Here is a 22,292-nt window from a genome sequence, read left to right as displayed (position 1 = left end):
CAGGTTGGTCAGGCTTTCGACGATCTTGTCGTAGCACTCCCAGTTACGTGCCGCACGACCGATGCCACCGTAAACCACCAGTTCCTTAGGGTTCTCGGCGACTTCCGGGTCGAGGTTGTTCATCAGCATGCGCAGCGGCGCTTCGGTCAGCCAGCTCTTGGCGGTCAGCTTGTTACCGCGGGCAGAGCGGATTTCGACATCACGCAGGCGAGTGGTCTTGGTGGTCATGGTTATCTCCTCATTCAGTGGTGAACGGGGTGGTAGTCACGCTTACGATGTCTGTATGCGCTTATACCAGCCTGTATGTACAAGTGAATGCAAGTGAAGGGCCAAATGCGCCTGATGAAAGCCGAATGAAAATTAGAAAGTAAATAAAATAGTTTTAAATCAAATAGTTAATATTTATACGAAATTTCTGAGCGGGGCGGGATGGACGAAAATGTTGTTGCAGCTTTTCGATAGGTAGTCACGGCAGCTGCGCGTTATGTAACACTTTTACGCGCTCGGCTTGAGGAGTGTCACCATTCTGCCAATTGGGTCGGCACGGGTAACAGCTTCAGAGGGATGGCTAGGGGGAGATGTCTATCGAGCGGCAGGCGGGGGCCGCTCGACCTGTGAGTCAGTTGCCGAACTTGCCTTCGAGGCGATAGCGCGAACCTGGGTAAACCAGGCGTGCGCAACCCACTTGACCCATTGCCGCCCATGTACGACGGCGAATCAGCAGGCACGGTTCATAGCGATTGATTTGCAGAAGCTTGCACTCGGCAGATTTGGCGTGAATCGACTCGACCACGTGCTCGCCTTCGGTCAGCGGGGCCAGTTGAATCAGATAGGCGTAAGGCGTGACCTTGGTAAAGTCCTGCTGCAGATAGGCGGGTGCGACCTCGGCATTGACGAAGCGCTCTTCGATCTGCACCGGCACATCATTTTCGTGATGCACGACAACCGAATGGAACAAGCGCTTGACCCCCTCGAGGGGAAAGGGCATCGAAGCTCGCGCCCGTTCAGGCATCTCTTCAAGCACGACCACTTCACAGCGATGCTCATGACCTCGGGCCGCAATCTCTTCCGCAATGTTGTGGATCTCGAAGAGCGCCGCATGGCCTTTTGGTTCGGCTACAAAAGTGCCTACACCCTGCATGCGCACCAGCGAACCCTCAATGGTCAGTTCTCGCAGCGCCCGGTTGATGGTCATGCGACTCACACCGAGCAAATTCAGCAGTTCACTTTCAGAGGGCAGTTTGGAATTGGGCAGCCACGCACCGGAGCGAATCTTCTGCATGATGATTTGCTTGACCCGTGCATAAAGCGGGGAGGGGCTTTCGAGCGAAAAGGGCTCGAGGGATGCATTATCCTCAATAGGTTTGGACACAATAATTCCCAATATAAAAATGAATTGCTCCGATAGGCCTGGAGCGAAGTTTACTCTGCAGCCAAGGATACGCCTATGCATGCAATGCATCGACGGGGTAAGGGGGCGCTGTTCTGAACAACCACTTGAGAGCGGCCTGCCGCCAATACTGGAAACCCGGAAGTCCAACCAGATTGAGGCGGGGTGATGGGCAATTAACTCAAGATGTACGCGGCTCCTGAGCAAGCGCTGTTAGCCCGGTCGTAACATGGGTTCAGTTGAACGTGAGGGGCCGCTTCTGGCCGAGAGCTGCCTGTCGCGAAGGGCAGCTACCCAAAGCAGTCATTCGTCGTCGACTGCCATCCCCAAGCTGACAATGGAAATCGAGGTCTCATAGGGTTATCGCCCGGACCAGCAGAGCCGAACTATGCGGGATACCAGCGGTCAGTCCGTGGCGCGCTCGCGTAGCCGTCCCCCCAGCCCGGCAAGCGATTTTTTTCAAGACATAACGTCCAGCTTCTGGACATATTGATAATTTGACAGTCGCTCTATCAGTCCTCCCGCGGGGCACTATGCTCACCTCTGCATCGTCGGCGGGTTTGTGATGAATTCGGGACAGTTGCCTGTCAATGCCCAAGGGCAGGCGTTGGCAGACAAGAGTTTCGAGGAACAGAACCGCCAGGTCCTGGCCAATCTTGAGCATTGTCTGACTCGGGCGGGTGTGGGCAAAGACAGCCTGGTGCAAATACGCGTCTATGTCACCGACATTGATCAATGGCCAGCTTTCAATCGTCTCTACGAGCAATGGTTAGGTGATCACCGGCCCGCCCGAGCCGTTGCAGGAGTGTCTCAATTGCATTTTGGCTCAGCCGTCGAGGTGGAAGCCATGGCACTTGCGGCGACTGCCTGAGCGTATTAATTGCGCACACTTCTGAAAATTTTCATATCAAAAGCGAGGGCCCTATGACCACGACGCAACTGACGCTCCCTACCTATCAAGACGTCCTTGACGCCGCCGAACGTATCCAGGGCCACGCTCATCGCACCCCGGTGCTGACCTCACGTACGTTGAACGGACAACTGGGTGCCGAGGTGTTCTTCAAGTGCGAGAACTATCAGCGCATGGGCGCTTTCAAGTTCCGCGGTGCTTTTAATGCATTGGCCCGTTTCGACGAGCGCCAGCGTAAAGCCGGCGTGGTGGCGTTTTCTTCCGGCAATCACGCCCAGGGCATCGCCTTGTCTGCACGTATCCTGGGTATTCCCGCGACCATCGTGATGCCCCATGACGCTCCGGCCTCGAAAATGGCAGCGACACGCGAATACGGAGCCAGTGTGGTGCTCTATGATCGTTACAGCGAGGACCGCGAAGCCATTGGTCGAAAACTGGCTGAGGAGCATGGTTACACCTTGATTCCATCCTATGACCACCCGGATGTCATCGCGGGACAAGGGACGGCGACCATGGAGTTATTGCAAGAGACCGGCCCGCTGGACGCACTGTTCGTTTGCCTCGGTGGCGGCGGACTGTTGGCGGGCGGTGCCTTGGCAACCCGTGCACTGTCGCCTGACTGCAAACTTTACGGTGTAGAGCCGCAGGCGGGGAATGACGGTCAACAGTCGTTTCGCAGGGGAGAAATTGTACATATCGACACACCAGATACCTTGGCCGACGGCGCCCAGACCCAGCATCTGGGGCACTATACATTTCCAATCATTTGCCGCGACGTTGATGACATCCTGACTGTCACAGACGTACAGCTGGTCGAGGGTATGCGTTTTTTTGCCGAGCGTATGAAGATGGTCGTGGAGCCTACCGGATGCCTGGGGTTGGCCGCAGTACGTGAGATGGGCAAGGTGCTGGAGGGTAAACGCGTCGGTGTGATCGTGAGCGGAGGTAATATTGACTTGGATCGGTATGCCCGGTTGCTGGCGTAATTTTTAGCGCTGACGCTAGTCGATCTCTTCGGGGCGGAGCCGAAGAGATCCTGTGCGATCTGTGGCTTCTTTTAGCGACCGCTGCGATTGCTGCCTTTCACGAAGGGCTGAAACCGACCCGTATCTGCCGGTGGTTTCCCACCGGCATTTTCTATTTCGCCTTATGACAGCTGAGTCAGACTGAAACCCTACGAGCGTCGAGACTAAACGCGCCGGGTCCCGCGACTGCCAACAGCACAAATCCACCAGCCATTGCGACGTTCTTGAGGAACATCACCATCTGGATTTGGTCGCTGAACTGGCTGTGGAAAATCGCGCCCGTCGCCAGACTGAAGATAGCCAGCGACGCAGCGGTAACGCGGGTTCTGAAGCCGCCAACGATTAACAGCCCGGCACTAATCTCGAACAGGATCGTGGGCCACAACAATGCGCCGGGCACATGCATGATCTCCATGTAGCCGCGTATGGCATTAGCTTCGCCGATCTTGGACAGGCCGGACAAGATGAAAATCAGCGCCATCAACGTTCTGGCCGCGGCCATCACATAAGACTCGATCTTGGTATTCATGTCGGACTCTCACGGCAACCTGGGTGGATTGGTGGTCGAGAAGATGTAGCGCGCAAAGCGCCATTGACCATCGGTTTCTCGATGCATCAGGAAGATTTCCTGGTTGCCTTCGGCGCTGGCCTGCCGGTCGCCGGACAGCAGCTTGGCCGTTCCGTTAGAGCGCGTACGCGCAAACGCCCAGTCGCGTGACAGCGGTCGGATCTCATCGATGGTAAAACGTATGTCGAGCTTGATCGTGTTGAAGACCTGGCGATACGCCGCACGCACTGCGTCACGGCCTACGGCCGGCGGGCTGTGCTGTGGCATGAACACGGCATCGTCTCCATACAAGGTCATGACACTGTCGACGTCGGATGCGTTCAGTGCGGCTTCATAATGGTTGATTTGCTGGGTGACGGCAGTCTTCACCGCATTCTCGGAGGCGGGCTTGGCGGCCTGAACCGTCATGGGTAGTAGAAACGCGCCGAGAACCAGTGCGATCAATGCGGTACGCATGGCAGTACTCCTTAATGTCAGAGCAAGACGACGAGCTTGCCAAGTGCGCGATCGCTTTCCATCAAGCGGTGCGCGTGGCGGACCTCGTCGAAGGCGAAGGTTCGGGTATGGATGGAAGGCATCCGCTTGGCTGCGAGTTCCTTTGCGAGCCACGGCAACGGCGTGTCCTGCAATGGCAAGGCCGGTGTTCCCAATAAGCCGCTCGGGAAGAAGTTCAGTCGCGTTCCGCCAGGCAGGTCCTGTATCAGGTGGAATTGCTCCACTACCGGCGGGCCGCCGAGCAGGCCGATGACGCTCACCGCACCGAACGGTCGCAACGTCTTGATCGTGTCGCGCAGTGTTGTGGCACCGACGACTTCAAGTGCGGCATCCACGCCTTGAGGAGCGACTTCGCGAATACGCTGCGCGATGTCACCGCTGTCGATGACGACCTCGTCGGCCCCTATTTCGTACAAGCGTTGGGTGTTCGCAGAGCTGCGCGTTGTGGCGATCACTATTAATCCGCGGGCCTTGGCATAGGTGATGGCGGCCTGGCCTACTGATGAAGTGCCTCCCCGTACCAGCAGAGTCTGGCCATGTTGAATGGCTAAACTCTTGTCAAGCGCCCCCCAAGCGGTGAGATACGCCTCCGGCAGAGTGGCAAGTTCTTCCCACGAGAGAGACGTGTCGTCCAGTGAGATCACGTTGTTGCGCAGTACCGTAACCTGCTCGGCATAGCTGCCATTGCGGCTGAACTGCATGCCGCCCATGGCCGTGGCCACGCGCTGGCCGGTGCGCAAGACACCGGCGGGGTCATGGATGACTTCGCCCACGGCCTCGATGCCGGGCACGCGTGGTGTGGTGATGTCACCCATTTTGCCTGCGCGCAGGTAAGTTTCTGCGCGGTTGAGGCCAAACGCACGGACGCGGATCTGCACTTCGTCCGGAGCTGGCTCGGGTGACGGGATATCTCGCAGTTGCAGGACTTCTGGGCCGCCCGGTTGTTCAATCACATAAGCTTTCATGGTCGTTTTCTCAGGTACGTGGCTGGTTGGTTGAAACGTTGTTTTCAAGCAAGTGAGTGCACTATCCACTACTCGTATATGGAAGATAATCCACGCTAGAGATAAGCTTTATCTCAAAAATGAGAGGAACGCTGTAATGGACTTCAACGCCGTCCGGATGTTTGTCAGCGTGGCGCAGACCGGTAGCCTCTCGGCCGCAGCTGAGCGCCTGGACATTCCGCTACCTACCTTGAGTCGACGCATTCGCGAGCTTGAACAGCAGTTGAAGGTGCAACTGCTCGAACGTTCTGTACGTGGCACCAAACTCACTGATTCGGGGACGCGATTGTACGAACATGCGAGCCGTGGCATTGAGGCTTTGATTGAAGGCGAACAGGCCGTGATCAGTGATCAGGCGCATTTAAAAGGGCGCTTGCGGCTGTCATTGCCGCCGTCGTTTGAACCGTGGTGGGAGGTACTGTCGGCTTTCCAGCGCCGCTATTCGCAGATCCAGATCAGCGTCTACACCACCGAGCGCCGCATCGATCTCATCGAAGATGGTGTCGATGTGGCGCTGCGCGTAGGCATGATCGCGCACGAGACTATGGTCGCCCGCCGCATGCTGACCTATCGTCACATTCTCGTGGCCAGTCCGGCATTGATTGAGCGACTAGGTGCACTTAGCAGCGTCGAGGCTTTGTACGGTTATCCATGTGCGGTCTGGAGCCAGGGTGCCAATGCGACATGGCAGTTGGGGGGAGTGGTATTCAAACCTGAGGCGATGCTGTCCACCAACGACTATGCGCACCTGCGCAGCCGGGCGTTGATCGGTGATGTGGTAACGGAGCTTCCGCCATTTTTGGCGGCGGGTGCCATCCGGGAAGGGAAGTTACTTGCGCTACTTCCCGAACATCCACTACCGGAACAGCAAATCAACTTGCTCTACCCATCACATCGTCACCCGTCTGCCATTGTGCGGGCGTACCTGGACTTCTCGCAGGAGTACATGGGATATCTCGCAGAGGTGTCGTCTACTTCCGAGTAAAGGGCCGCTTTTGGTTGTGGATTCAACCGGTCGATGCAACAGATTGGCTAAATCGTTCAGCGGGCGTTTCGTAGTTTAGTGTTTTCCGAGGGCGGCTATTTAGCTGCCTTGCCACTTCATTGAGCGTGGCTTGCGAGTGAACAGAGTGGCTATCACTTGCGCAGTGGGGTAGATGTTCGGGTTGTCGTTCACCTTAGCCGAGACGAGCGCGGAAAGGGGTAGTGATTGGAGGGTGATACGCCAGCGTGGCTCAGGCCGTTGCGAACCACTTGCCACTCACGCGGGGAATTGGGCTATCCAGTGCCTGGCAATCTCTTCGCGCCGGCAGATCCACACCGCGTCGTGGCCTTGCACGTAATCGAGAAAGCGCGCCAGCGCCATCGCACGACCGGGATGGCCACTGATCCGCCCATGCAGGCCGACGCTCATCATCTTCGGGTGTTGCGCGCCCTCCTGCCACAGCAGGTCGAAAGCATCCTTGAGCAACCGGAAGAAGTCTTCACCGCAGGCGAAACCATTGGGCAGCAGGTAGCGGGCGTCGTTGTTGACCAGTGTGTAAGGGATCACCAGGTGGGCGGGCGAGCCTGGGAGCCAATAGGGCAGATCATCGTTGTAGGCGTCCGAGCTATAGAGAAACCCGCCTTCCTCACGCAACAGGCGGCGGGTGTTCTGGCTGACCCTTCCTGTGTACCAACCCACGGGGCGTTTGCCGCAGATCCGCTCGATCACATCGAGGGTGAGGCGGATATGGCGCCGCTCCTGGTCTTCAGGCATGTCGCGATAATCCAGCCAACGGTAGCCATGCCCGGCAATCTCATGCCCGGCAGCGCAGAGCGCATGGCCAATCGCCGGGGTGAGTTCCAGTGCCCGGCCGACGGCGAAGGCGGTCAGCGGCATGCCGCGGGCGCTGAACAGCTCCAGAATGCGCCACACACCTGCGCGCGATCCATATTCGTACATGCCCTCGACGCTCAAGTCCGGTTCCCCCCCACGCGGCGGACGGCCAGGAAGTTCGTGAAGCCAGGCTTCCGACTGGGCATCGCCATTGAGGATGCATGACTCCGCGCCTTCTTCGATGTTGAGTACGAACTGGACCGCGACGCGTGCCTCACCGGGCCATCGCGGGTGGGGTGGGCAGCCACCATATCCGATGAGGTCGCGAGCGGCCATCAGCCCAACTCGAAGGTCGTGACGCCGAACACACGTTCGTGCGCGATTGCCGGAGGAGGGCCGAGGTACATGCGTGCGCAGCCGAAAACCTCGACCATGCCCTGTTGGTGCACGAGCGCCATCGCGGCGGGGTTATTCTGCGGGGCATCGAGAAACAGCGGGCCACCCTCGGCAAATTCCGCCAGGCGCGCGTAGATGGCATTGGCTGCCAGGGCGTCATCGGCGAACAAGGGGCCGATCTTGTAGCCTTCCCGGCAGCGCCTTACTACGCCATAGCCGCTTAGCCTGCCCTCGCGCCGGCAACCCACGGCGAGCGCGTCGGCCTGGGCTATCCACCCGCTCAGGAAGCTTGTGCGCGCGGCGGGGAAACAGGTGCGGTCGTAAGCGACAACCTGATCGAACGGGAAGGAGGCCAACGGGACTATGTCCTGGCCGTCTACCTGCGAGGTCGTCGGGCGGGCGGTGGGATTGGCACGAAAACGCATGTTGCGATGGGAGAAGACGAAACCACCTTTGGCGTAGTAGTCCTGCATTGCGAAGACGCCGTCCATGCCGATGCTCGCGCCTGGGCGCAGGCGGGCGAGGAGTCGCTCGCGGCGTGCGTGCCAGAGGGTATTGCCCTGACCTTGACCGCGATATTCAGGCCGGACGATGAAAAAACCCATGAAACCGAATTCGCCATTGTAGGAGGTGATGGCACCGCCACCGATCATTTCGCCGTCCTGGTACGCCGCGATGAAGGCGGCAGGGTCCGTAGCCCAGAACAGCTCGGCATCGTGAAGGCCGGGATTCCAACCTTCACGGGCAGCCCAGTCGACGAGCTCGTCCAGCTCGGGACGGGTCATGTTGCGTATGACCAGCTGATTCGACACCGCGAAGTTCTCCTCAGTCGCTAATCGAGCGTGTGGTCCATCCCACTCAGAACCCTTTCGGTATAGCTTCAACCTGAGTATTGATCCAGGTCGTCACGCCATTGTCGCGCATTGCGAGCTGAGTGGTCCCGCGGATCGACTGCCTGTCATCCGAGAGCAGAAGATCGCACGTGCCCAGAACAAGACGATGGGCACGTTGATGGTCAGGCTGCACGTCAGTGATATCGGCTGGGTGCAGGACCGCTGGGGATGGACCTACGAGTGGCAAAGTCAGGACAAAAAGACAGCCGCCGAAGCCTGAGCAAGCGAGGCGACCCCGAGGCTCGCCGACTTCTGCACAATGCCGCCATGTCGGCCAGTCGTACGTCTGTTTGGAAAGGGTTTTACGAAGAACAAAGGGCTCGGGGCTTCAGCACCACACAGGCCCTGGTCATCCTGGCTAGGAAGCTGGCTCGGATTGTATTCGCCCTGCTGAAAGGGCAGAGCGAATACCAACCAAAAGCCGGTTGAGGACTTTTCCTCAACCATAGAATCTCCTACAAGGGCCGGCATGTGATTTGGGAGTGGGAGTGAAAGCAAAGGACCCGCCAGGGCGGCGGGTCCGAAGGGGGATCACAGTTTCGGCAATTGCCCGATGCGGCCCATCATTTCGGTCACGATCTGCAAGTCCAGCAGGAACTGCTCGGTGGTCTTGAACTCGTTGTCGTTGTGGCCGGTGTATTTGACGTCCGGCATGGCCAGGCCGAATTGCACGCCGTTGGGCAGTTCATGCACGGAGGTGGCGCCGGCGGAGGTGCCGAACTTGTGTTCCATGCCGAGGTTTTCGCTGGCCACCGCGAGCAGGGCCTTGACCCATTCACCCTCGGGGTTGCGGTACATCGGTTCGGCAATCGACAGGTCGAAGGCTGGTGCGATGCGGGTCTTCTTGCTCCAGGCGTCCAGTTTTACGGCGATTTCGGATTTGAGCACCTCTGGCGACTTGCCCTTCGGCACGCGCAGGTTGACCGCAAGCTTGAAGGCTTTGTCGTCCATCCCGACATAGGTCAGGGAGGTGGTCAGCGGACCCATGAATTCATCGGCAAAACCGACCCCCAACTTGCCACCCAGGTAGTCCAGCCCCCAGTTGTCGGCGGCGTAGCGGGCGGCGTCCGTGATCTGGTTGTGCTTGAGCGCGACCTTGCCGTCGAGGCCATTGAGGAAGTCGAGCATCCTGGCCACCGGGTTGACGCCGGACTCGGGCTCGGAGGAGTGGGCGGACACACCGGTGACCGTCAGTTTGACGTCCTTGCCGTCGACCTTGGCGGCGACCTCGAAGTTGCCGCCGTTACGCTTGGCATATTCGGTGCCGGCCTTTTGCAGGCTGGCGGCCAGTTCGGCGGGCTTGTCGGTCACCAGGGTCGCGACCGATGTCGACGGAATCTGGTTGGTGGCCAGGCCGCCGGTCATCGAGGTGATTTCCGCGCCCTTGCCCTGCGCTGCGCGCTTGGCGAAGCTGGCCATGACCGTGCCGTAGCCTTTCTCGGCGATCACCACCGGGTAGCCGCCATCCAGTGCCAGGTTGTAGTTGGGGGTGGGGTTGCGTTCGAAGTAGTAGGGGATGGCGTCGCCCGTGGTCTCTTCGGTGGTGTCCACCAGCAGTTTGAAGTTGCGGGCCAGCGGCAGCTTCTCTTCCTTGATGATCTTCATGGCGTAGAGCGCCACCACGATGCCGTTCTTGTCATCCTCGGTGCCCCGGCCATACATGCGATCGCCGATCAGGGTGACCTTGAACGGATCGAGGCGGGTGCCGTCCTGCAGTACCCAGTTTTCCGGCGTCACCGGCACCACATCGGCATGGGCGTGGATGCCCACGACTTCATCGCCGCTGCCTTCCAGGGAGATCTCGTAGACGCGGTTGTCGATGTTGCGAAAGTTCAGGTTGAACGCCTGGGCCAGGCCCTTGATCTTCTCGGCAATCTTGATGAATTCGGGATTGTAGTGCTGGGCTACCCCGTCCACGTTCACGGTGGGAATGGCCACCAGCTCCTTCAAGGTTTCGGTGGCCGCGCTGCCGTATTTCACCCGGGCATAGAGGCCAAGCAAACGATGGATTTCGTTTTGCTGTTCAGCGCTAAGCGTCTTGTTGTCGAGGAACGCGCTGATGGCCGAGCCGAGGTCGTCGGTCTTGGCGATATCGCTCTTGGCCAGGCTTCCCAGGAACTGCCTGAAATCCTTGACCGACGCATCGCTGAAGGTCTTGAGGATGATCGCGTTCTGTTGCGGGGTGATGTTGGCGTGGGCAGCGGTGGTGAACGACGAAAGGCTGGCGAGCATGAGGGTGGTCGCAGCCAGATGCTTGAGGGAAAAATCCATTGCTGGGGGCATTCCTTTGCAGGCGGTTTGTAAGAAATATCTGATCGGTCGATCAGAAACATTTCAAAACTAACACCGCGAGCGTGTGAAACGGGAGCCCCTGAAGTGGGATCTGTCGCACAAAAATGCAAAAGCGGCGCAGAAATGAAAAACCGCTCTATCAATGCTTACATTCCGCCATCACCACGTGGCAGGTATTCGGCGTGCCGCCGGAACGGCCCGCATAACGGATGCAATTATCCATGGATTTCTGGCGAGCCATGTCCAAGGTGTCCGCCCAGGCGAGGCCACCTTCGCCGACAGTGGGGAGGGCTTTTGCGTAGCAGGTTGAACCAGTGTTTGGGGCTGAATATCGAGCCGTGGTGGCTTTGCCTGAACATCCCGCTGTCAGTGCCAGGTCGATGGCGAGCAGGGATAGCAGGATCCATGACGAGCATTGGCGCACAGTGTGTCCCGTCATCCCGGTTCCCCTGTAGCAAGAGGCGCATTTGAGATCGTACCTGGCCGGATCAGGGCCGGGGTACACTCTTACTCTGAGCCTATCCTTGCGGCATCGATCCTGCTGCTCCTTTCGTCCGCTTTCCTGAGTTCGGTGTGTCTGGCCGTCCAAGAGTCCAGTTGAGGTCGCTACAGACCACTGAACATGCTGATGATCACGGCATTGACCAGGTCAATGAAAAAGCCGCACACCAGCGGCACGATCAGGAAGGCCTGGTGCGCCGCACCGTACTTTTGCGTCACGGTCGACATGTTGACGATGGCCGTTGCCGTGGAACCGAGGGCAATCCCGCCGAATCCGGAAGCAATCACGCTGGCTTCGTAATTGCGGCCCATACAGCGGAAGACCACAAAATACGTATAGGCGACCGTCAGCAGGATTTGCAGGGTCATTGCGCACAGAATGAACATCAACGCGCCGTTGAGCTGCCATAGCTGAAGCCCCATCAGGGCCATGGTCAAGAACATGCCCAGGCAGATATCGGAGATCAGCGACAGGCCCAGGCTGGCACCGCTCCAGGTTTTCAGTCGCTGATCACCTACAAAGGCCAGAACGAGGTGGTGAATGACGATGCCCGCGAACAGGCAGCTGACAAACTTGGGCAGGGTGACGCCGGCATCGACCAGCACCAGATTGAGCCCGTAACCGGCCATCAGGGTCAGGTTGAGCCACATCCAGGCCCAGAGCACGTCGTAGTAGTCCAGCGCCTTGCTCGGTTGTTGCTCGAGAATGCCGACTTCCAGCTCCGCATCCCTGGACGGCGTCAGTTGATAACGGCGTATCAACTGGTTGGCGATAGGGCCGCCGATGACGCAAGCGGCAATCAGGCCGACGGTGTTGCTGGCGATGCCCAGTTCGTGGGCGTTGCTGATGCCCAGTTTTTCGACGAAGAGTGGTGCCCAGGCCAGGGTGGTGCCCACGCCACCCGTGAGGGAAATGGAACCGACCATCAAGCCCGCCTTGGGATCAAGCCCAAACGCCTGGGCCACACCCATGCCCAGCGAGTTCTGCAACAGGATGAACACGGCGGCGAGCAACAGCAGGATCAGCAGCGGGCGCCCCCCCTTGAGCAGTTGGCGCATGTCCGATTTCAAGCCAATGCCGGCAAAGAAATAGAGCAGCAGGGTGTCGCGAACTTGCAGGTCGAATTCGATCTGGATCTTCAGGCCGAAGTACAGCAAGGACGTCACCGCCGCACAGACGAAGCCGCCGACCACCGATTCCGGGATACAGTATTGACGCAGAAAGGTGTTGTGCTGGACGAGGGTCTTGCCGAGGAAAAGCAGGAGGATGGCGAGTGTAAAACTCACGAGGCCGTGAACCTGGAAGATCTGTGAAGTCATTTAAGGCCTACCTAAAAACTGGAAAATCATTATCAGGATTCGCTCGTTCAATGTTTAGACCTGTATCAATGAACGGTCGAAACAGCCTTGCTCGTCCAGATGGCTTCCCAATCATCAGGTGCGTCTGTGCGCCAGGAGTGAGGACAGCCTAGCCTAAACGGGTAAACTCATCCGGGTTGGCATAGGCCGCCATCACGCTCCCGATGGCCAGTCAGACGCAGACTTCAGCGCTTGATCAGCGAAATCTTCGTACCCTCGATACTGATCCCCGCCATTAATCCTTGCTGGTCGAAGATGAACGCGTAGGCGTCGTCTTTCAGTGTCGAGCTGGACAGGTTCTTCGCAACCCCTTCATCCACCACGACAACCGTTGGTCCCACACCGATTTCCCAGCCCTTGGTTTCAGCGACATATTTCACGGCTTTATCGGTCATCAGAAAAACCGCATAGCCGTACGACTGGGCGCCGGCCTGCAGCCCCCATGAACCGCTGACGGAGTTGTAGTAGTTCTCGACTTTCGAGCCTTTCATCAGTACGCCTTCGCCGTAGCTACCGCCGAACACGAGACCGGCCTTGATGATGTTCGGGAATACCAGTACGGCTTTGGCTTGGTGCGAGATGGTTTCGGAAAAAGGATGGGTCTTGTAGAGCATCTGCAACGCTTGTCGTGCGTCGGCATTCAGATCCTCGGCGGTGGCTGCTCCGGCATTGTTCAGGAAACCAGCCGATGCCAATGTTGCAATCGCGAAGAAGAACGAGAGGAAGAACCGCATTGATTGAGTCATTTGCGTACTCCGCTGAGGGAGCAGGGGGATGAGAGCAGCGGCAAGTACCTGCGTCATGCAGGAACCGAACCCACTGAGGTTATCCGGCGCGCCCTGAAATGTGTGAATTGCAGGCAGCGCTCCTGAATGAAGTCGGCTCTGGGCCACTGATCGTTTACGCTGACATCAGCTGTTATGACCACTGCGTAATGGCCAGGTTCGCTGTCAGTTCTGCTTCTGGCCGCCAGTTTCACCTTGCGAAGGGTTGAAATCGCTTCGTCACGCGCTCAATGCAGGCAGCAAAAGGCCCGCGCAATGGCGGGCCTTCTGTTTGGGGTCAAATCCTTTTGTGCTTTCAATCTGCGCTCCATCTTGTGAGCGTTTCGTGAAAAACATGTCGTAGCAATGAAAAAGTCCGGCGTCGGCCAGGCTCTTTGTAGATGGGCCAAATCCTTTTGGCTGATCCCATTGTGCGTGGTGGATGTGACGACGACATGACAGGGCTGACAGGAAAAGCTGATCACAGCCAGAAACAGGGTTTCGTTGCAGCGAGCTGTGGAATCGAGCTGTACATGCACTTTTATAAAGCGCTATGCGCAACAACGTGCACCACTCGGAAGCGCCGCAAAGCGCTTTCGCCTGCGGTAGCTCCAGCGTTGTGACAACCCCCCCTGGCTCAAAAGTCCGTGTTTCCAGATAGTTGAAGCCTCTCTGTGGCTGACTGGCACAAAGGCTGCAAGGCTGACATCAGGTCCACCTGGAGAGCATTCGTGTGGACAGCCCCCTCGGTCAACGACGATCGATTGGCCGAACAGGTCGTGGGCAGCATCGGTGGATCAGGCATAGATGCCTGGTTTCAACACCGCAAAAGAACAGGCAAAGACGCCTGGAACCGAAAGGTTTCAGGCGTTTTTTTTTGCTTTTAAAACCGTGATGGGCTCGGGCTGGGTGCTTTCTATGAATTCCAATGTTGCCACGTTGAACAAGATGCAAACGCTGATCGTGATCGGTAATGGCATGGTCGGACATCATTGTGTCGAACAGCTGATCGAGCGGGGAGCGCTTGACCAATACCGGCTGCACGTCTTCAGTGAAGAGCCGATGCGTGCCTATGACCGTGTGCATCTTTCCGAGTACTTCGCTGGTCGTGATGCCGAGTCGCTGGCGCTGTCCGATGCGTCGCTCTACCGGACGCCCGGCGTTACGCTGCATTTGGGTGTACCGGTATTGGAAATCGACCGCGTCCGTCGCCAGGTGGTCACCTCGCAAGGTTGCGTCCAGTATGACAAATTGGTCCTGGCCACCGGGTCTTATCCGTTTGTTCCGCCAATCGAAGGCGCCGAAGGTGAGTCGCGTCTGGTCTATCGCACCCTGGAAGACCTCGATGCCATTCGGGCTGCTGCGGCCAATGCCCGGCGTGGTGTGGTGGTCGGCGGTGGCTTGCTGGGTCTGGAAGCTGCGAACGCGTTGAAGAGCCTGGGCCTTGAAGCCCACGTGGTGGAATTCGCGCCGCGCTTGATGCCGGTACAGCTCGATGACCTCGGTGGCCAGGCGCTCAAGGCGCAGATCGAACGACTGGGCGTCGGTGTACATCTGTCCCGCGCCACGCAATCGATCAGCGCGGGTGAGCAGTACCGCTATCGCATGAATTTCGCCAATGACGAATTCCTCGAAACCGACCTGATCGTGTTTTCCGCCGGTATCCGCGCTCAAGACGCGCTGGCCCGTCAATGCGCGCTGGAGATCGGTCCGCGCGGTGGCGTGGTGATCGACGACACGTGCCTCAGTTGCGACCCGAACATCTACGCCATCGGTGAATGCGCTTCATGGAACGGCAGCCTGTTCGGCCTGGTCGCGCCGGGCTACCAGATGGCACGCAGCGTTGCGGCTCGTCTGTGCAACGAAGTCGCCGAGCCGTTCACCGGTGCCGACATGTCGACCAAGCTCAAGCTGTTGGGGGTGGACGTCGGCTCCATCGGCGACGCCCACGGCAACACCCCGGGCGCGCGCAGCTATCAATTCATCGACGAAACCAGCGCCAGCTATCGCCGCCTGGTGGTGGATGCAAGTGGCAAACACGTCCTCGGTGCGGTGCTGGTCGGTGACAACAGCTATTACGACACCCTGCTGCAATACATGCAGAACGGCATCGCCTTGCCAGCAGAACCCGCCAGCCTGATTCTGCCGTCCAGCGAAGGCGCGCCGACCCTGGGCCCGGGTGCGCTGCCCGAGTCGGCCACGGTGTGCTCCTGTCATAACGTCACCAAGGGCTCCATCTGTTCGGCCATCGACGGCGGCTGCACCGACCTGGGCCAACTCAAGTCGCAGACCAAGGCCTGCACCGGCTGCGGCGGTTGCGCCGGCCTGCTCAAGCAAGTCTTCGAGCATGAGTTGATTGCCCGTGGCGTCAGTGTCGACAAAAGCCTGTGCGAACACTTCGCCTACACCCGCCAGGAGCTTTATGCGCTGGTACGGGTAGAGGGCGTGATCACCTTCGACGAACTGTTGGCCAAACATGGCCGTGGCCACACCGGTTGCGACGTCTGCAAACCGGCGGTGGGTTCGATCCTCGCCTCGTGCTGGAACCAGCCGATCATGGACGCGTCGCTGGTGCCGTTGCAGGACACCAACGACACCTTCATGGCCAACATGCAGAAAAACGGTACCTATTCGGTGGTGCCACGCATCGCCGGGGGGGAGATCACGGCGGACAAGCTGATCGCGATTGGCGTGGTGGCGAAGAAATACGACCTCTACAGCAAAATCACCGGCGGGCAGCGCATCGACCTGTTCGGCGCTCAGTTGCATCAGTTGCCGGACATCTGGGCCGAGCTGATTGCAGCGGGTTTCGAAACCGGGCACGCCTACGGCAAATCGACCCGCACGGTGAAGTCCTGCGTCGGCAGCACCTGGTGCCGTTACGGCGTACAGGACAGCGTGAAAATGGCCCTGACCCTCGAGGATCGCTACAAGGGCCTGCGCTCGCCACACAAGCTCAAGTTCGCGGTTTCCGGTTGCACCCGTGAGTGCGCCGAGGCGCAGAGCAAGGACGTGGGCGTGATCGCCACCGAGAAAGGCTGGAACCTCTACGTGGCCGGTAACGGCGGCATGCGCCCGCGCCACGCCGAGTTGTTCGCCACCGACCTCGATGACGCCACCCTGATTCGCTACATCGACCGGTTCCTGATGTTCTACATCCGCACCGCCGACAAATTGCAGCGCACTTCGGTCTGGCGCGAGAGCCTGGAGGGCGGCCTGGATTACCTCAAGGACGTGATCATCAACGACAGCCTGGGGCTTGGCCTTGAGCTCGAATCGCAGATGCAATTGGTGGTCAACCGCTACGAATGCGAATGGGCCAACGCCCTGAAAGACCCGGAAAAACTCAAGCGCTTCCGCACCTTCGTCAACGATCAACGCCCGGACCCGGACATCCATTTTGTCCAGGAACGCGGTCAGCGCCGGCCGATCATGGCCTCTGAACTCCACCTTATCCCTGTCATCGAGGAGATTGCCTGATGAGCCAGTCCGATACCCAGCGCGCCTATTGCAGTTCCTCCCTGGTCAATCCCGATGCCTGGCAAGCGGTGTGCAGCCAGGAGGATCTGGTGAGTAACTCCGGCGTCGTCGCCTGGCTCGACGGTGCACAAGTGGCGCTGTTCTACCTGCCGGATGCCGAAGGCAAGACCCTCTATGCCGTCGATAATCATGACCCGCAATCCGGGGCGAATGTCATCGGTCGGGGGCTGATCGGCAGCATCAAGGGCGATCTGGTGATTGCCTCGCCACTCTACAAACAGCATTTCCGCCTTGAGGACGGCAGTTGCCTGGAGTATCCGCAGCAGCGCCTGCGGGTCTGGCCGGTGCGCCTGAACGCAGGCCGGGTGGAGGTCGCGGTGGCCTGACCCCATGGATTTCGCCGGGGGCTGAGCGCTTATTCAATCAATGAATCATGCCAGGCTCCGGCGGAGTCGATGATCAATGAAAAACAGTATCGGAGGCTCGTATGAAAACAGCCGCACAACTGCTGAAACTCAAGGCCGTGCAGAACCGGCGGGTGCATAGCATCGCGCCAGACCAGATGGTGCTTGAAGCGTTGAAGATGATGGCCGAAAAAAACGTCGGTGCCCTACCGGTCATAGAGGAGGGGCAGGTGGTCGGCGTTATCAGCGAACGCGACTATGCGCGCAAGATCGTTCTACAGGGGCGCTCTTCGGTCGGTACGCCGGTCCGGGCCATCATGAGCGCACCCGTCGTGACAGCAGACAGTCAGCAGAGTATTGAGCGTTGCATGGCGGTCATGACCGACAGTCATCTGCGCCATCTGCCGGTGGTGGAGGGCGACCAACTGATCGGCCTGTTGTCGATTGGTGATCTGGTCAAAGAAGCCATCGTCGAGCAGGCCGAGTTGATCCGGCAACTGGAACACTACATTCGCGGGCATTAAAGCGACCGGGGCAGGGTGGATCACCTCAGGTGTAAACTAGGGGGCGTTCTCAATTAGTTTTTCCGTCGCGGCGTGAAAACTAATTGAGAGCGCCCCTAGACACGGTGCAGCATGCGTTGAAAAGCGCTGCACTTGGAGGTGAACCATGCGCTCAATTGCCGTTTACACCTCGATCGCACTGCTGGCGCTATTTATGGTGCCACTTGCCACCGCAGCGACTTCGGTCGAAGTCGTCTTCAAGAACCCCGAAAAATTCAGCGATGCCAGCCTTGATCGTCCGGGCTATGAACGTGGTGCCGATCCTTATGTCATGAAAGAGTTGCGTAGCTACATCCAGAAGCTTGGCGAGCGGTACCTGCCACCCGGCCAGCAGTTGCAAATTGAAATACGCAACATCGACCTGGCCGGTCGCTATGAACCTTGGAGGCCTGATGCCTACGAGGTGCGCTTCATGCGCGACATCACTTGGCCGAGCATCGATCTACATTACGTGCTCAAACAAAACGGCCAGATCGTGAGCCAAGCCGACGCCAGGGTCATGGATCAGCTCTACCTCCAGCGTCCGGGGCGTGCCAACAGAAGTGACCGGCTCTACTCCGAGAAGGCCATGCTCTCGGACTGGTTCCACAGACAATTCGCCGGGCAACATCAGAGCGGGTTGGATTGAACCACCCTGTACTCTGCTGACGCTACTGCCGCTACTGCCGCTCGCGCTTCTACTGACGGCGTGCGCGGAGCGGTCGACAACCTTGCCGCTCGCCTCGTAGCCAAACGCGCTGACCAGAGCCCGGGGAGTGACCTGCGAGCAGGCGTACGACGGTCCTCTAAAGTAGGGATTGTATGAGGTCCGCTGGACGCCGTAGGAGGGAATGAAGCTTGTACCAATTTTTATACCGCTGACCGTGTAGTCAGGGGGTAAAGCGGGTAATCCAAAGTAAGGAAGTGCCTGGCTTTATTGATCCTGAGTACTTTGTCTTACCCAATAAGAGTCGTGGTGTAATTCTGCTCGGACGGAATTAGGCCAGTTGCTGTCTGTCGTGAAAGGCTGCAATCGACCCATACAGTTCGGTTGAAAACTAGTTCAATGGGTCTTGTAGCGGCCGAATGAGATCGGCCTGTAGTCCGTTCGGACCATGCACAATCTCGAACTCTACTCTTTGACCCTTAGATAGTGTCTCAGAGCCATCACCGCATATACTTCTAAAGTGTGCAAAAAGGTCTTGCCCACCTTCATCAGCGATGATGAGCCCTGTACCTACCGCATCATCGAACCATTTCACTACGCCTGTCGCCATGCCATAACCCTCCTGGTTGTCAAACTCTCCCATTCACAGGCGAGAGAAAACGACGAATAAAACATCCCCGATCCGAAGTGCGAGTTAGCTCATACACTCACCAAAAAACATCCAGTAACTTGTGGATTGAATATCCATGAGCTAAACATAATCCCGAAGTCAGGTTTACCACAATCAATAATAACGTTCAGAACTAAGGGGGCTTATGAGCCTTGCCGTGCGCGTAGGAAAAAACGGGCTGCTCCAAGTAGGAGCATTGTCAATATTAAGCTTGGCATTACAACAAGCACAGGCGGCGTGTAACTTGGTGAGCAGTGTCGGTGACACTGCCTACACCTGTGACAGCGGCACCAGTGCTCCGCTCACCGACACCGACGGCAACAACACATTGACCTTTCCGGCCAATGGAAACGGCACCGTCAACGGCAATGTCATCTTCGGCGACGGCGTTGACCGAGTAGTGATGGACTCCGGCCTCATCACCGGCAAGCTTGATCAACGTAATGGCGCGGACTCGTTGCAAATATCCGCCGGCCAGATCAATGGCGCGGTGATACAAGATGACGGTACCGATGATTTCATCATGACCGGCGGGCAGATCCAGTCCCTGGCCCAAGGGGGAGGGCGCGATACCTTTCTGATGACGGGTGGCAGAATCGTCGACGCATTTGTCGATGGCGATATCGCGAAGATGACCGCCGGTAGAATCGGTCGCGTCGACATGAAGCTGTACACCAACATTTTCGACATGTCTGGCGGTGCGATTGACGGCAACCTGGTCACAGGGTTCGACAAGGACACCATTATCGTGTCGGGCGGCACCATTGGCGGCAACATCAGCACCAGCGGTGGCGATGACAGCATCACCGTCTCGGGGGGGGTGATCAATGGTGAAATCCGTACCAGCGTCGGCAATGACCAGTTCAAGTGGACGAACGGCGGCCAGATCAAATCAGCGGTGCTCATGGGCGATGGTGACGACACCGTCCTGCTCGGCGACCTGAACGAAAGCCTGCTGAGCCTTACACCCTTCATCGACGGCGGTTTGGGCGACGACCAATTGACCTTAGACAAAACCACGTCGGCCACGCCTTCCCGGTACATCGGCTGGGAAAGCGTCAATCTCACCAACCATTCGCACTTCGACTTGGCCGGGGATTTTTTCCTCGGCGACAGCGCGACCGAAACCGGCGAATTCTCGATTGATGGCAGCAGCACCCTGGCCGTGACCCAAGGCAGCATACGCCCCTATACCGCGGGCCAATTGGCAACACTGAACAACGCGGGCGCCATCGACATGACCACTGGCAGCAACAGTGCAACCGACTTACTCACAGTCCACGGCAACTATGTCGGCAACGGTGGCCAATTACTGCTGCAAACGGTGCTCGGCGACGACAGTTCCGCCAGCGACAAACTGGTGGTCTCCCAGGGCACCATCAGCGGCAACACCCAATTGGGCGTTACCAATCTGGGCGGACTTGGCGGGCTGACCCGGCAAAACGGTATCGAAGTGGTACAGGCGCGAAATGGTGCCACTAGCAGCATCGACGCCTTTGCCCTGAAAGGTTCGCTATCTGCGGGGGCTTACGAGTACTACCTGTTCAAGGGCGGAGTCACGGCCGGCTCTGAGAACAACTGGTACCTGAGATCGTCGGTGGCGGCCGTGCCACCTCCCACAGTACCGCCCGTGGTGACGCCGCCTCCCACGGTACCGCCCGTAGTGACGCCACCACCCACAGTACCGCCCGTAGTGACGCCACCACCCACGGTACCGCCCGTAGTGACGCCACCACCCACAGTACCGCCCGTGGTGACGCCACCACCCACGGTACCGCCCGTGGTGGACCCGGATGAACCACCGGTCGAGCCACCGACCGCACGCCCTGTCGTCCCCACCGAGCTGGCCGAACCCGCCCCTACGCAGCTCACCGCCGTGACGTCGCCAACCCCCGCCGCCACCACACCGCCGATCCCTACGGCGGTCGCAGGCGCAGACCCGATTCCGCTGTATCGCGTGGAAGTGCCGGTGTATTCCGTGGTTGTTCCCGCCGCGCAACTGATGGCTTTGCAAGCACTGGGCACCTTCCATGAGCGCCAGGGTGAACAAAGCCTGTTGGCCGAAACCGGCAGTGTTCCCGCAGGCTGGGGCCGGGCCTATGGCAGCAACCTGCAGAAAAGCTGGACCGGCACCGTGTCGCCAAGCTTCGATGGCTCACTCCAGGGCTTCCAGATCGGCCATGACCTGTACGGCTCGCAGACCAGCGGTGGGCAGTTGCAGCGCGCCGGGCTGTTTGTCGGCCACACCCATCTGCAAGGGGATGTCGATGGTTTTGCCGAAGGCTTTCAGGACCGCCGCTCGGGTCGGGTGAAGCTCGATGGCGATCACTTCGGGGCATACTGGACCCTGATAGACCCCACCGGCTGGTACGTGGACACCGTGGCAATGTGGTCGCGCCTGGATGGCGACAACAGCTCCGAGCGCGGGGTAAAAATGGACACCAAGGGCGATGCGGTGACCCTGTCGGCTGAAGCGGGATATCCCATTCGCGTCTCGGAAAACTGGGTTGCAGAACCCCAGGTACAGATAATCAACCAGCAGATCGATCTGGATGATCAGAACGACGGAATTTCCGACGTGTCCTTCGACTCGCAGGATTACTGGACGGGCCGCCTCGGCACCCGACTCAAAGGGCGTTACCAGGCCGACAACATCCCGCTGGAACCGTATGTGAGGGCCAACCTCTGGCGTACATTTGGCGGTTACGACACCGTCACCTACGATGATGTGGACCGGATCAAGACCGAACACAAGTCTTCATCCGCTGACATCGATGCGGGGATTGCAGCCAAACTGACTTCAGATATCAGCGTCTATGGCAGCGTCGGATACAGCTTCAATCTGGACGGCAATGATCTGAGCGGTACGACGGGCACCGTGGGCCTGCGCATGAGTTGGTAGGTCGTGGAAACGTTTGTTGGTCCCTAAGTGAAGTTTGCACTAAGAGTGGTACTTGGTGAGTACCTTGCTCCTTCTTTGGGTTGCGTCGCTCTGGCGCGACTCAAGGGAAGGGGACTCGCTCTACCGCGTTGCGCGGTGTTTGTGGCGGGACAGTTATTGGCCGATTGCTGTCCGTCGCGGGAGAATCAGGTGTGATTCAAACTGGTAAGTC

Annotated in this window: 19 protein-coding genes and 3 pseudogenes; 9 read left to right on the top strand and 13 right to left on the bottom strand. The window is 58.6% G+C overall.

Annotation, left to right across the window (positions count from 1 at the left end; translation table 11 throughout):
- Both VC35_RS06495 and hutC read right to left on the bottom strand, forming a co-directional pair.
- Positions 1-228 (bottom strand): annotated as a pseudogene (locus VC35_RS06495) (urocanate hydratase); the annotation flags it as partial.
- Between the two features lie 391 nt (positions 229-619).
- Complete coding sequence (gene hutC / locus VC35_RS06490; RefSeq protein ID WP_046038586.1) at positions 620-1,372, bottom strand: histidine utilization repressor; 753 nt, start codon at positions 1,370-1,372, stop codon at positions 620-622.
- A 529-nt stretch (positions 1,373-1,901) separates the two neighbouring features.
- Here hutC and VC35_RS06485 point away from each other — a divergent pair.
- Positions 1,902-2,261, top strand: a complete 360-nt coding sequence (locus VC35_RS06485) for a RidA family protein (protein ID WP_046038584.1) — start codon at positions 1,902-1,904, stop codon at positions 2,259-2,261.
- A gap of 53 nt (positions 2,262-2,314) precedes the next feature.
- On the top strand, positions 2,315-3,286 hold the full coding sequence (locus tag VC35_RS06480) for a threo-3-hydroxy-L-aspartate ammonia-lyase (RefSeq protein ID WP_046038582.1): 972 nt from the start codon (positions 2,315-2,317) through the stop codon (positions 3,284-3,286).
- 175 nt (positions 3,287-3,461) lie between these two features.
- Here the strand turns inward: VC35_RS06480 and VC35_RS06475 are convergent, their stop codons facing one another.
- Genes VC35_RS06475 through VC35_RS06465 form a run of 3 tightly spaced genes read right to left on the bottom strand, consistent with a single transcriptional unit; the run spans position 3,462 to position 5,353 of the window.
- A complete protein-coding gene (locus VC35_RS06475; RefSeq protein ID WP_046038580.1) occupies positions 3,462-3,854 on the bottom strand; it encodes a DoxX family protein in 393 nt (130 codons plus the stop codon).
- Between the two features lie 9 nt (positions 3,855-3,863).
- On the bottom strand, positions 3,864-4,349 hold the full coding sequence (locus VC35_RS06470) for a YybH family protein (protein WP_046038578.1): 486 nt from the start codon (positions 4,347-4,349) through the stop codon (positions 3,864-3,866).
- Between the two features lie 17 nt (positions 4,350-4,366).
- Entirely contained in the window at positions 4,367-5,353 is a 987-nt protein-coding gene (locus VC35_RS06465; protein ID WP_046038577.1) for a zinc-binding alcohol dehydrogenase family protein, read from the bottom strand.
- A gap of 136 nt (positions 5,354-5,489) precedes the next feature.
- On the opposite strand from VC35_RS06465, the gene VC35_RS06460 reads away from it, so the two are divergent.
- Positions 5,490-6,377, top strand: a complete 888-nt coding sequence (locus tag VC35_RS06460; protein WP_046038576.1) for a LysR family transcriptional regulator — start codon at positions 5,490-5,492, stop codon at positions 6,375-6,377.
- Positions 6,378-6,399: 22 nt separating this feature from the next.
- Here VC35_RS06460 and VC35_RS29475 read toward each other — a convergent pair.
- The 3 genes and pseudogenes from VC35_RS29475 to VC35_RS06450 form a co-directional block, all read right to left on the bottom strand.
- A pseudogene (locus VC35_RS29475) lies at positions 6,400-6,522 on the bottom strand (IS30 family transposase); the annotation flags it as partial.
- A 131-nt stretch (positions 6,523-6,653) separates the two neighbouring features.
- Positions 6,654-7,547 carry an allantoinase PuuE gene (puuE, locus tag VC35_RS06455; protein WP_046038573.1) on the bottom strand — a complete coding sequence of 298 codons (894 nt, stop codon included), beginning with the start codon at positions 7,545-7,547 and terminating at the stop codon, positions 6,654-6,656.
- Entirely contained in the window at positions 7,547-8,419 is an 873-nt protein-coding gene (locus VC35_RS06450; RefSeq protein ID WP_046038571.1) for a GNAT family N-acetyltransferase, read from the bottom strand. Before VC35_RS06450 ends, puuE begins: the two co-directional genes overlap by 1 nt.
- Positions 8,420-8,662: 243 nt before the next feature.
- On the opposite strand from VC35_RS06450, the pseudogene VC35_RS28685 reads away from it, so the two are divergent.
- Positions 8,663-8,929: pseudogene (locus VC35_RS28685) on the top strand (transposase); the annotation flags it as partial.
- A gap of 102 nt (positions 8,930-9,031) precedes the next feature.
- Here the strand turns inward: VC35_RS28685 and VC35_RS06440 are convergent.
- The 4 genes from VC35_RS06440 to VC35_RS06430 all read right to left on the bottom strand — a co-directional run bounded on the left by VC35_RS06440 (position 9,032) and on the right by VC35_RS06430 (position 13,398).
- A complete protein-coding gene (locus VC35_RS06440) occupies positions 9,032-10,771 on the bottom strand; it encodes a dipeptidase (protein WP_046038568.1) in 1,740 nt (579 codons plus the stop codon).
- 160 nt (positions 10,772-10,931) lie between these two features.
- Entirely contained in the window at positions 10,932-11,231 is a 300-nt protein-coding gene (locus VC35_RS29930) for a hypothetical protein (RefSeq protein WP_080925276.1), read from the bottom strand.
- 167 nt (positions 11,232-11,398) lie between these two features.
- Entirely contained in the window at positions 11,399-12,613 is a 1,215-nt protein-coding gene (gltS, locus tag VC35_RS06435; protein ID WP_046038567.1) for a sodium/glutamate symporter, read from the bottom strand.
- Positions 12,614-12,837: 224 nt separating this feature from the next.
- On the bottom strand, positions 12,838-13,398 hold the full coding sequence (locus VC35_RS06430; RefSeq protein WP_046038566.1) for a lipid-binding SYLF domain-containing protein: 561 nt from the start codon (positions 13,396-13,398) through the stop codon (positions 12,838-12,840).
- A gap of 936 nt (positions 13,399-14,334) precedes the next feature.
- On the opposite strand from VC35_RS06430, the gene nirB reads away from it, so the two are divergent.
- From nirB to VC35_RS06410, 4 genes are all read left to right on the top strand, one after another.
- Entirely contained in the window at positions 14,335-16,896 is a 2,562-nt protein-coding gene (nirB, locus tag VC35_RS06425) for a nitrite reductase large subunit NirB (RefSeq protein ID WP_046038596.1), read from the top strand.
- Complete coding sequence (gene nirD / locus VC35_RS06420) at positions 16,896-17,282, top strand: nitrite reductase small subunit NirD (protein WP_046038565.1); 387 nt, start codon at positions 16,896-16,898, stop codon at positions 17,280-17,282. The genes nirB and nirD overlap by 1 nt, the downstream gene beginning before the upstream one ends.
- Before the next feature lie 101 nt (positions 17,283-17,383).
- Positions 17,384-17,824: a CBS domain-containing protein gene (locus tag VC35_RS06415; RefSeq protein ID WP_046038564.1), complete on the top strand. Its 441-nt coding sequence runs from the start codon at positions 17,384-17,386 to the stop codon at positions 17,822-17,824.
- A gap of 145 nt (positions 17,825-17,969) precedes the next feature.
- A complete protein-coding gene (locus VC35_RS06410; RefSeq protein ID WP_046038563.1) occupies positions 17,970-18,491 on the top strand; it encodes a DUF3016 domain-containing protein in 522 nt (173 codons plus the stop codon).
- 409 nt (positions 18,492-18,900) lie between these two features.
- Here VC35_RS06410 and VC35_RS06405 read toward each other — a convergent pair whose 3' ends face one another.
- Entirely contained in the window at positions 18,901-19,119 is a 219-nt protein-coding gene (locus tag VC35_RS06405; RefSeq protein ID WP_046038562.1) for a cold-shock protein, read from the bottom strand.
- A 205-nt stretch (positions 19,120-19,324) separates the two neighbouring features.
- Here VC35_RS06405 and VC35_RS06400 point away from each other — a divergent pair, with 205 nt between their 5' ends.
- Positions 19,325-22,081: an autotransporter family protein gene (locus VC35_RS06400; RefSeq protein ID WP_046038561.1), complete on the top strand. Its 2,757-nt coding sequence runs from the start codon at positions 19,325-19,327 to the stop codon at positions 22,079-22,081.
- Positions 22,082-22,292: the final 211 nt, after the last annotated feature.

Source organism: Pseudomonas fluorescens (genome assembly GCF_000967965.1).
Classification (GTDB): domain Bacteria; phylum Pseudomonadota; class Gammaproteobacteria; order Pseudomonadales; family Pseudomonadaceae; genus Aquipseudomonas; species Aquipseudomonas grandcourensis.
The sequence above is the reverse complement of the archived record's forward strand: the minus strand, read 5'-3'. Positions and strand labels throughout refer to the sequence as shown.

Bases quoted from the DNA above. Each gene is read 5' to 3' on its own strand.
- VC35_RS06480 (WP_046038582.1), top strand. From the start codon at position 2,315: ATGACCACGACGCAACTGACGCTCCCTACCTATCAAGACGTCCTTGAC.
- VC35_RS06475 (WP_046038580.1), bottom strand. From the start codon at position 3,854: ATGAATACCAAGATCGAGTCTTATGTGATGGCCGCGGCCAGAACGTTG.
- VC35_RS06470 (WP_046038578.1), bottom strand. From the start codon at position 4,349: ATGCGTACCGCATTGATCGCACTGGTTCTCGGCGCGTTTCTACTACCC.
- VC35_RS06465 (WP_046038577.1), bottom strand. From the start codon at position 5,353: ATGAAAGCTTATGTGATTGAACAACCGGGCGGCCCAGAAGTCCTGCAA.
- VC35_RS06460 (WP_046038576.1), top strand. From the start codon at position 5,490: ATGGACTTCAACGCCGTCCGGATGTTTGTCAGCGTGGCGCAGACCGGT.
- puuE (WP_046038573.1), bottom strand. From the start codon at position 7,547: ATGGCCGCTCGCGACCTCATCGGATATGGTGGCTGCCCACCCCACCCG.
- VC35_RS06440 (WP_046038568.1), bottom strand. From the start codon at position 10,771: ATGGATTTTTCCCTCAAGCATCTGGCTGCGACCACCCTCATGCTCGCC.
- VC35_RS29930 (WP_080925276.1), bottom strand. From the start codon at position 11,231: ATGACGGGACACACTGTGCGCCAATGCTCGTCATGGATCCTGCTATCC.
- gltS (WP_046038567.1), bottom strand. From the start codon at position 12,613: ATGACTTCACAGATCTTCCAGGTTCACGGCCTCGTGAGTTTTACACTC.
- VC35_RS06430 (WP_046038566.1), bottom strand. From the start codon at position 13,398: ATGACTCAATCAATGCGGTTCTTCCTCTCGTTCTTCTTCGCGATTGCA.
- nirB (WP_046038596.1), top strand. From the start codon at position 14,335: ATGAATTCCAATGTTGCCACGTTGAACAAGATGCAAACGCTGATCGTG.
- nirD (WP_046038565.1), top strand. From the start codon at position 16,896: ATGAGCCAGTCCGATACCCAGCGCGCCTATTGCAGTTCCTCCCTGGTC.
- VC35_RS06415 (WP_046038564.1), top strand. From the start codon at position 17,384: ATGAAAACAGCCGCACAACTGCTGAAACTCAAGGCCGTGCAGAACCGG.
- VC35_RS06410 (WP_046038563.1), top strand. From the start codon at position 17,970: ATGCGCTCAATTGCCGTTTACACCTCGATCGCACTGCTGGCGCTATTT.
- VC35_RS06405 (WP_046038562.1), bottom strand. From the start codon at position 19,119: ATGGCGACAGGCGTAGTGAAATGGTTCGATGATGCGGTAGGTACAGGG.
- VC35_RS06400 (WP_046038561.1), top strand. From the start codon at position 19,325: ATGAGCCTTGCCGTGCGCGTAGGAAAAAACGGGCTGCTCCAAGTAGGA.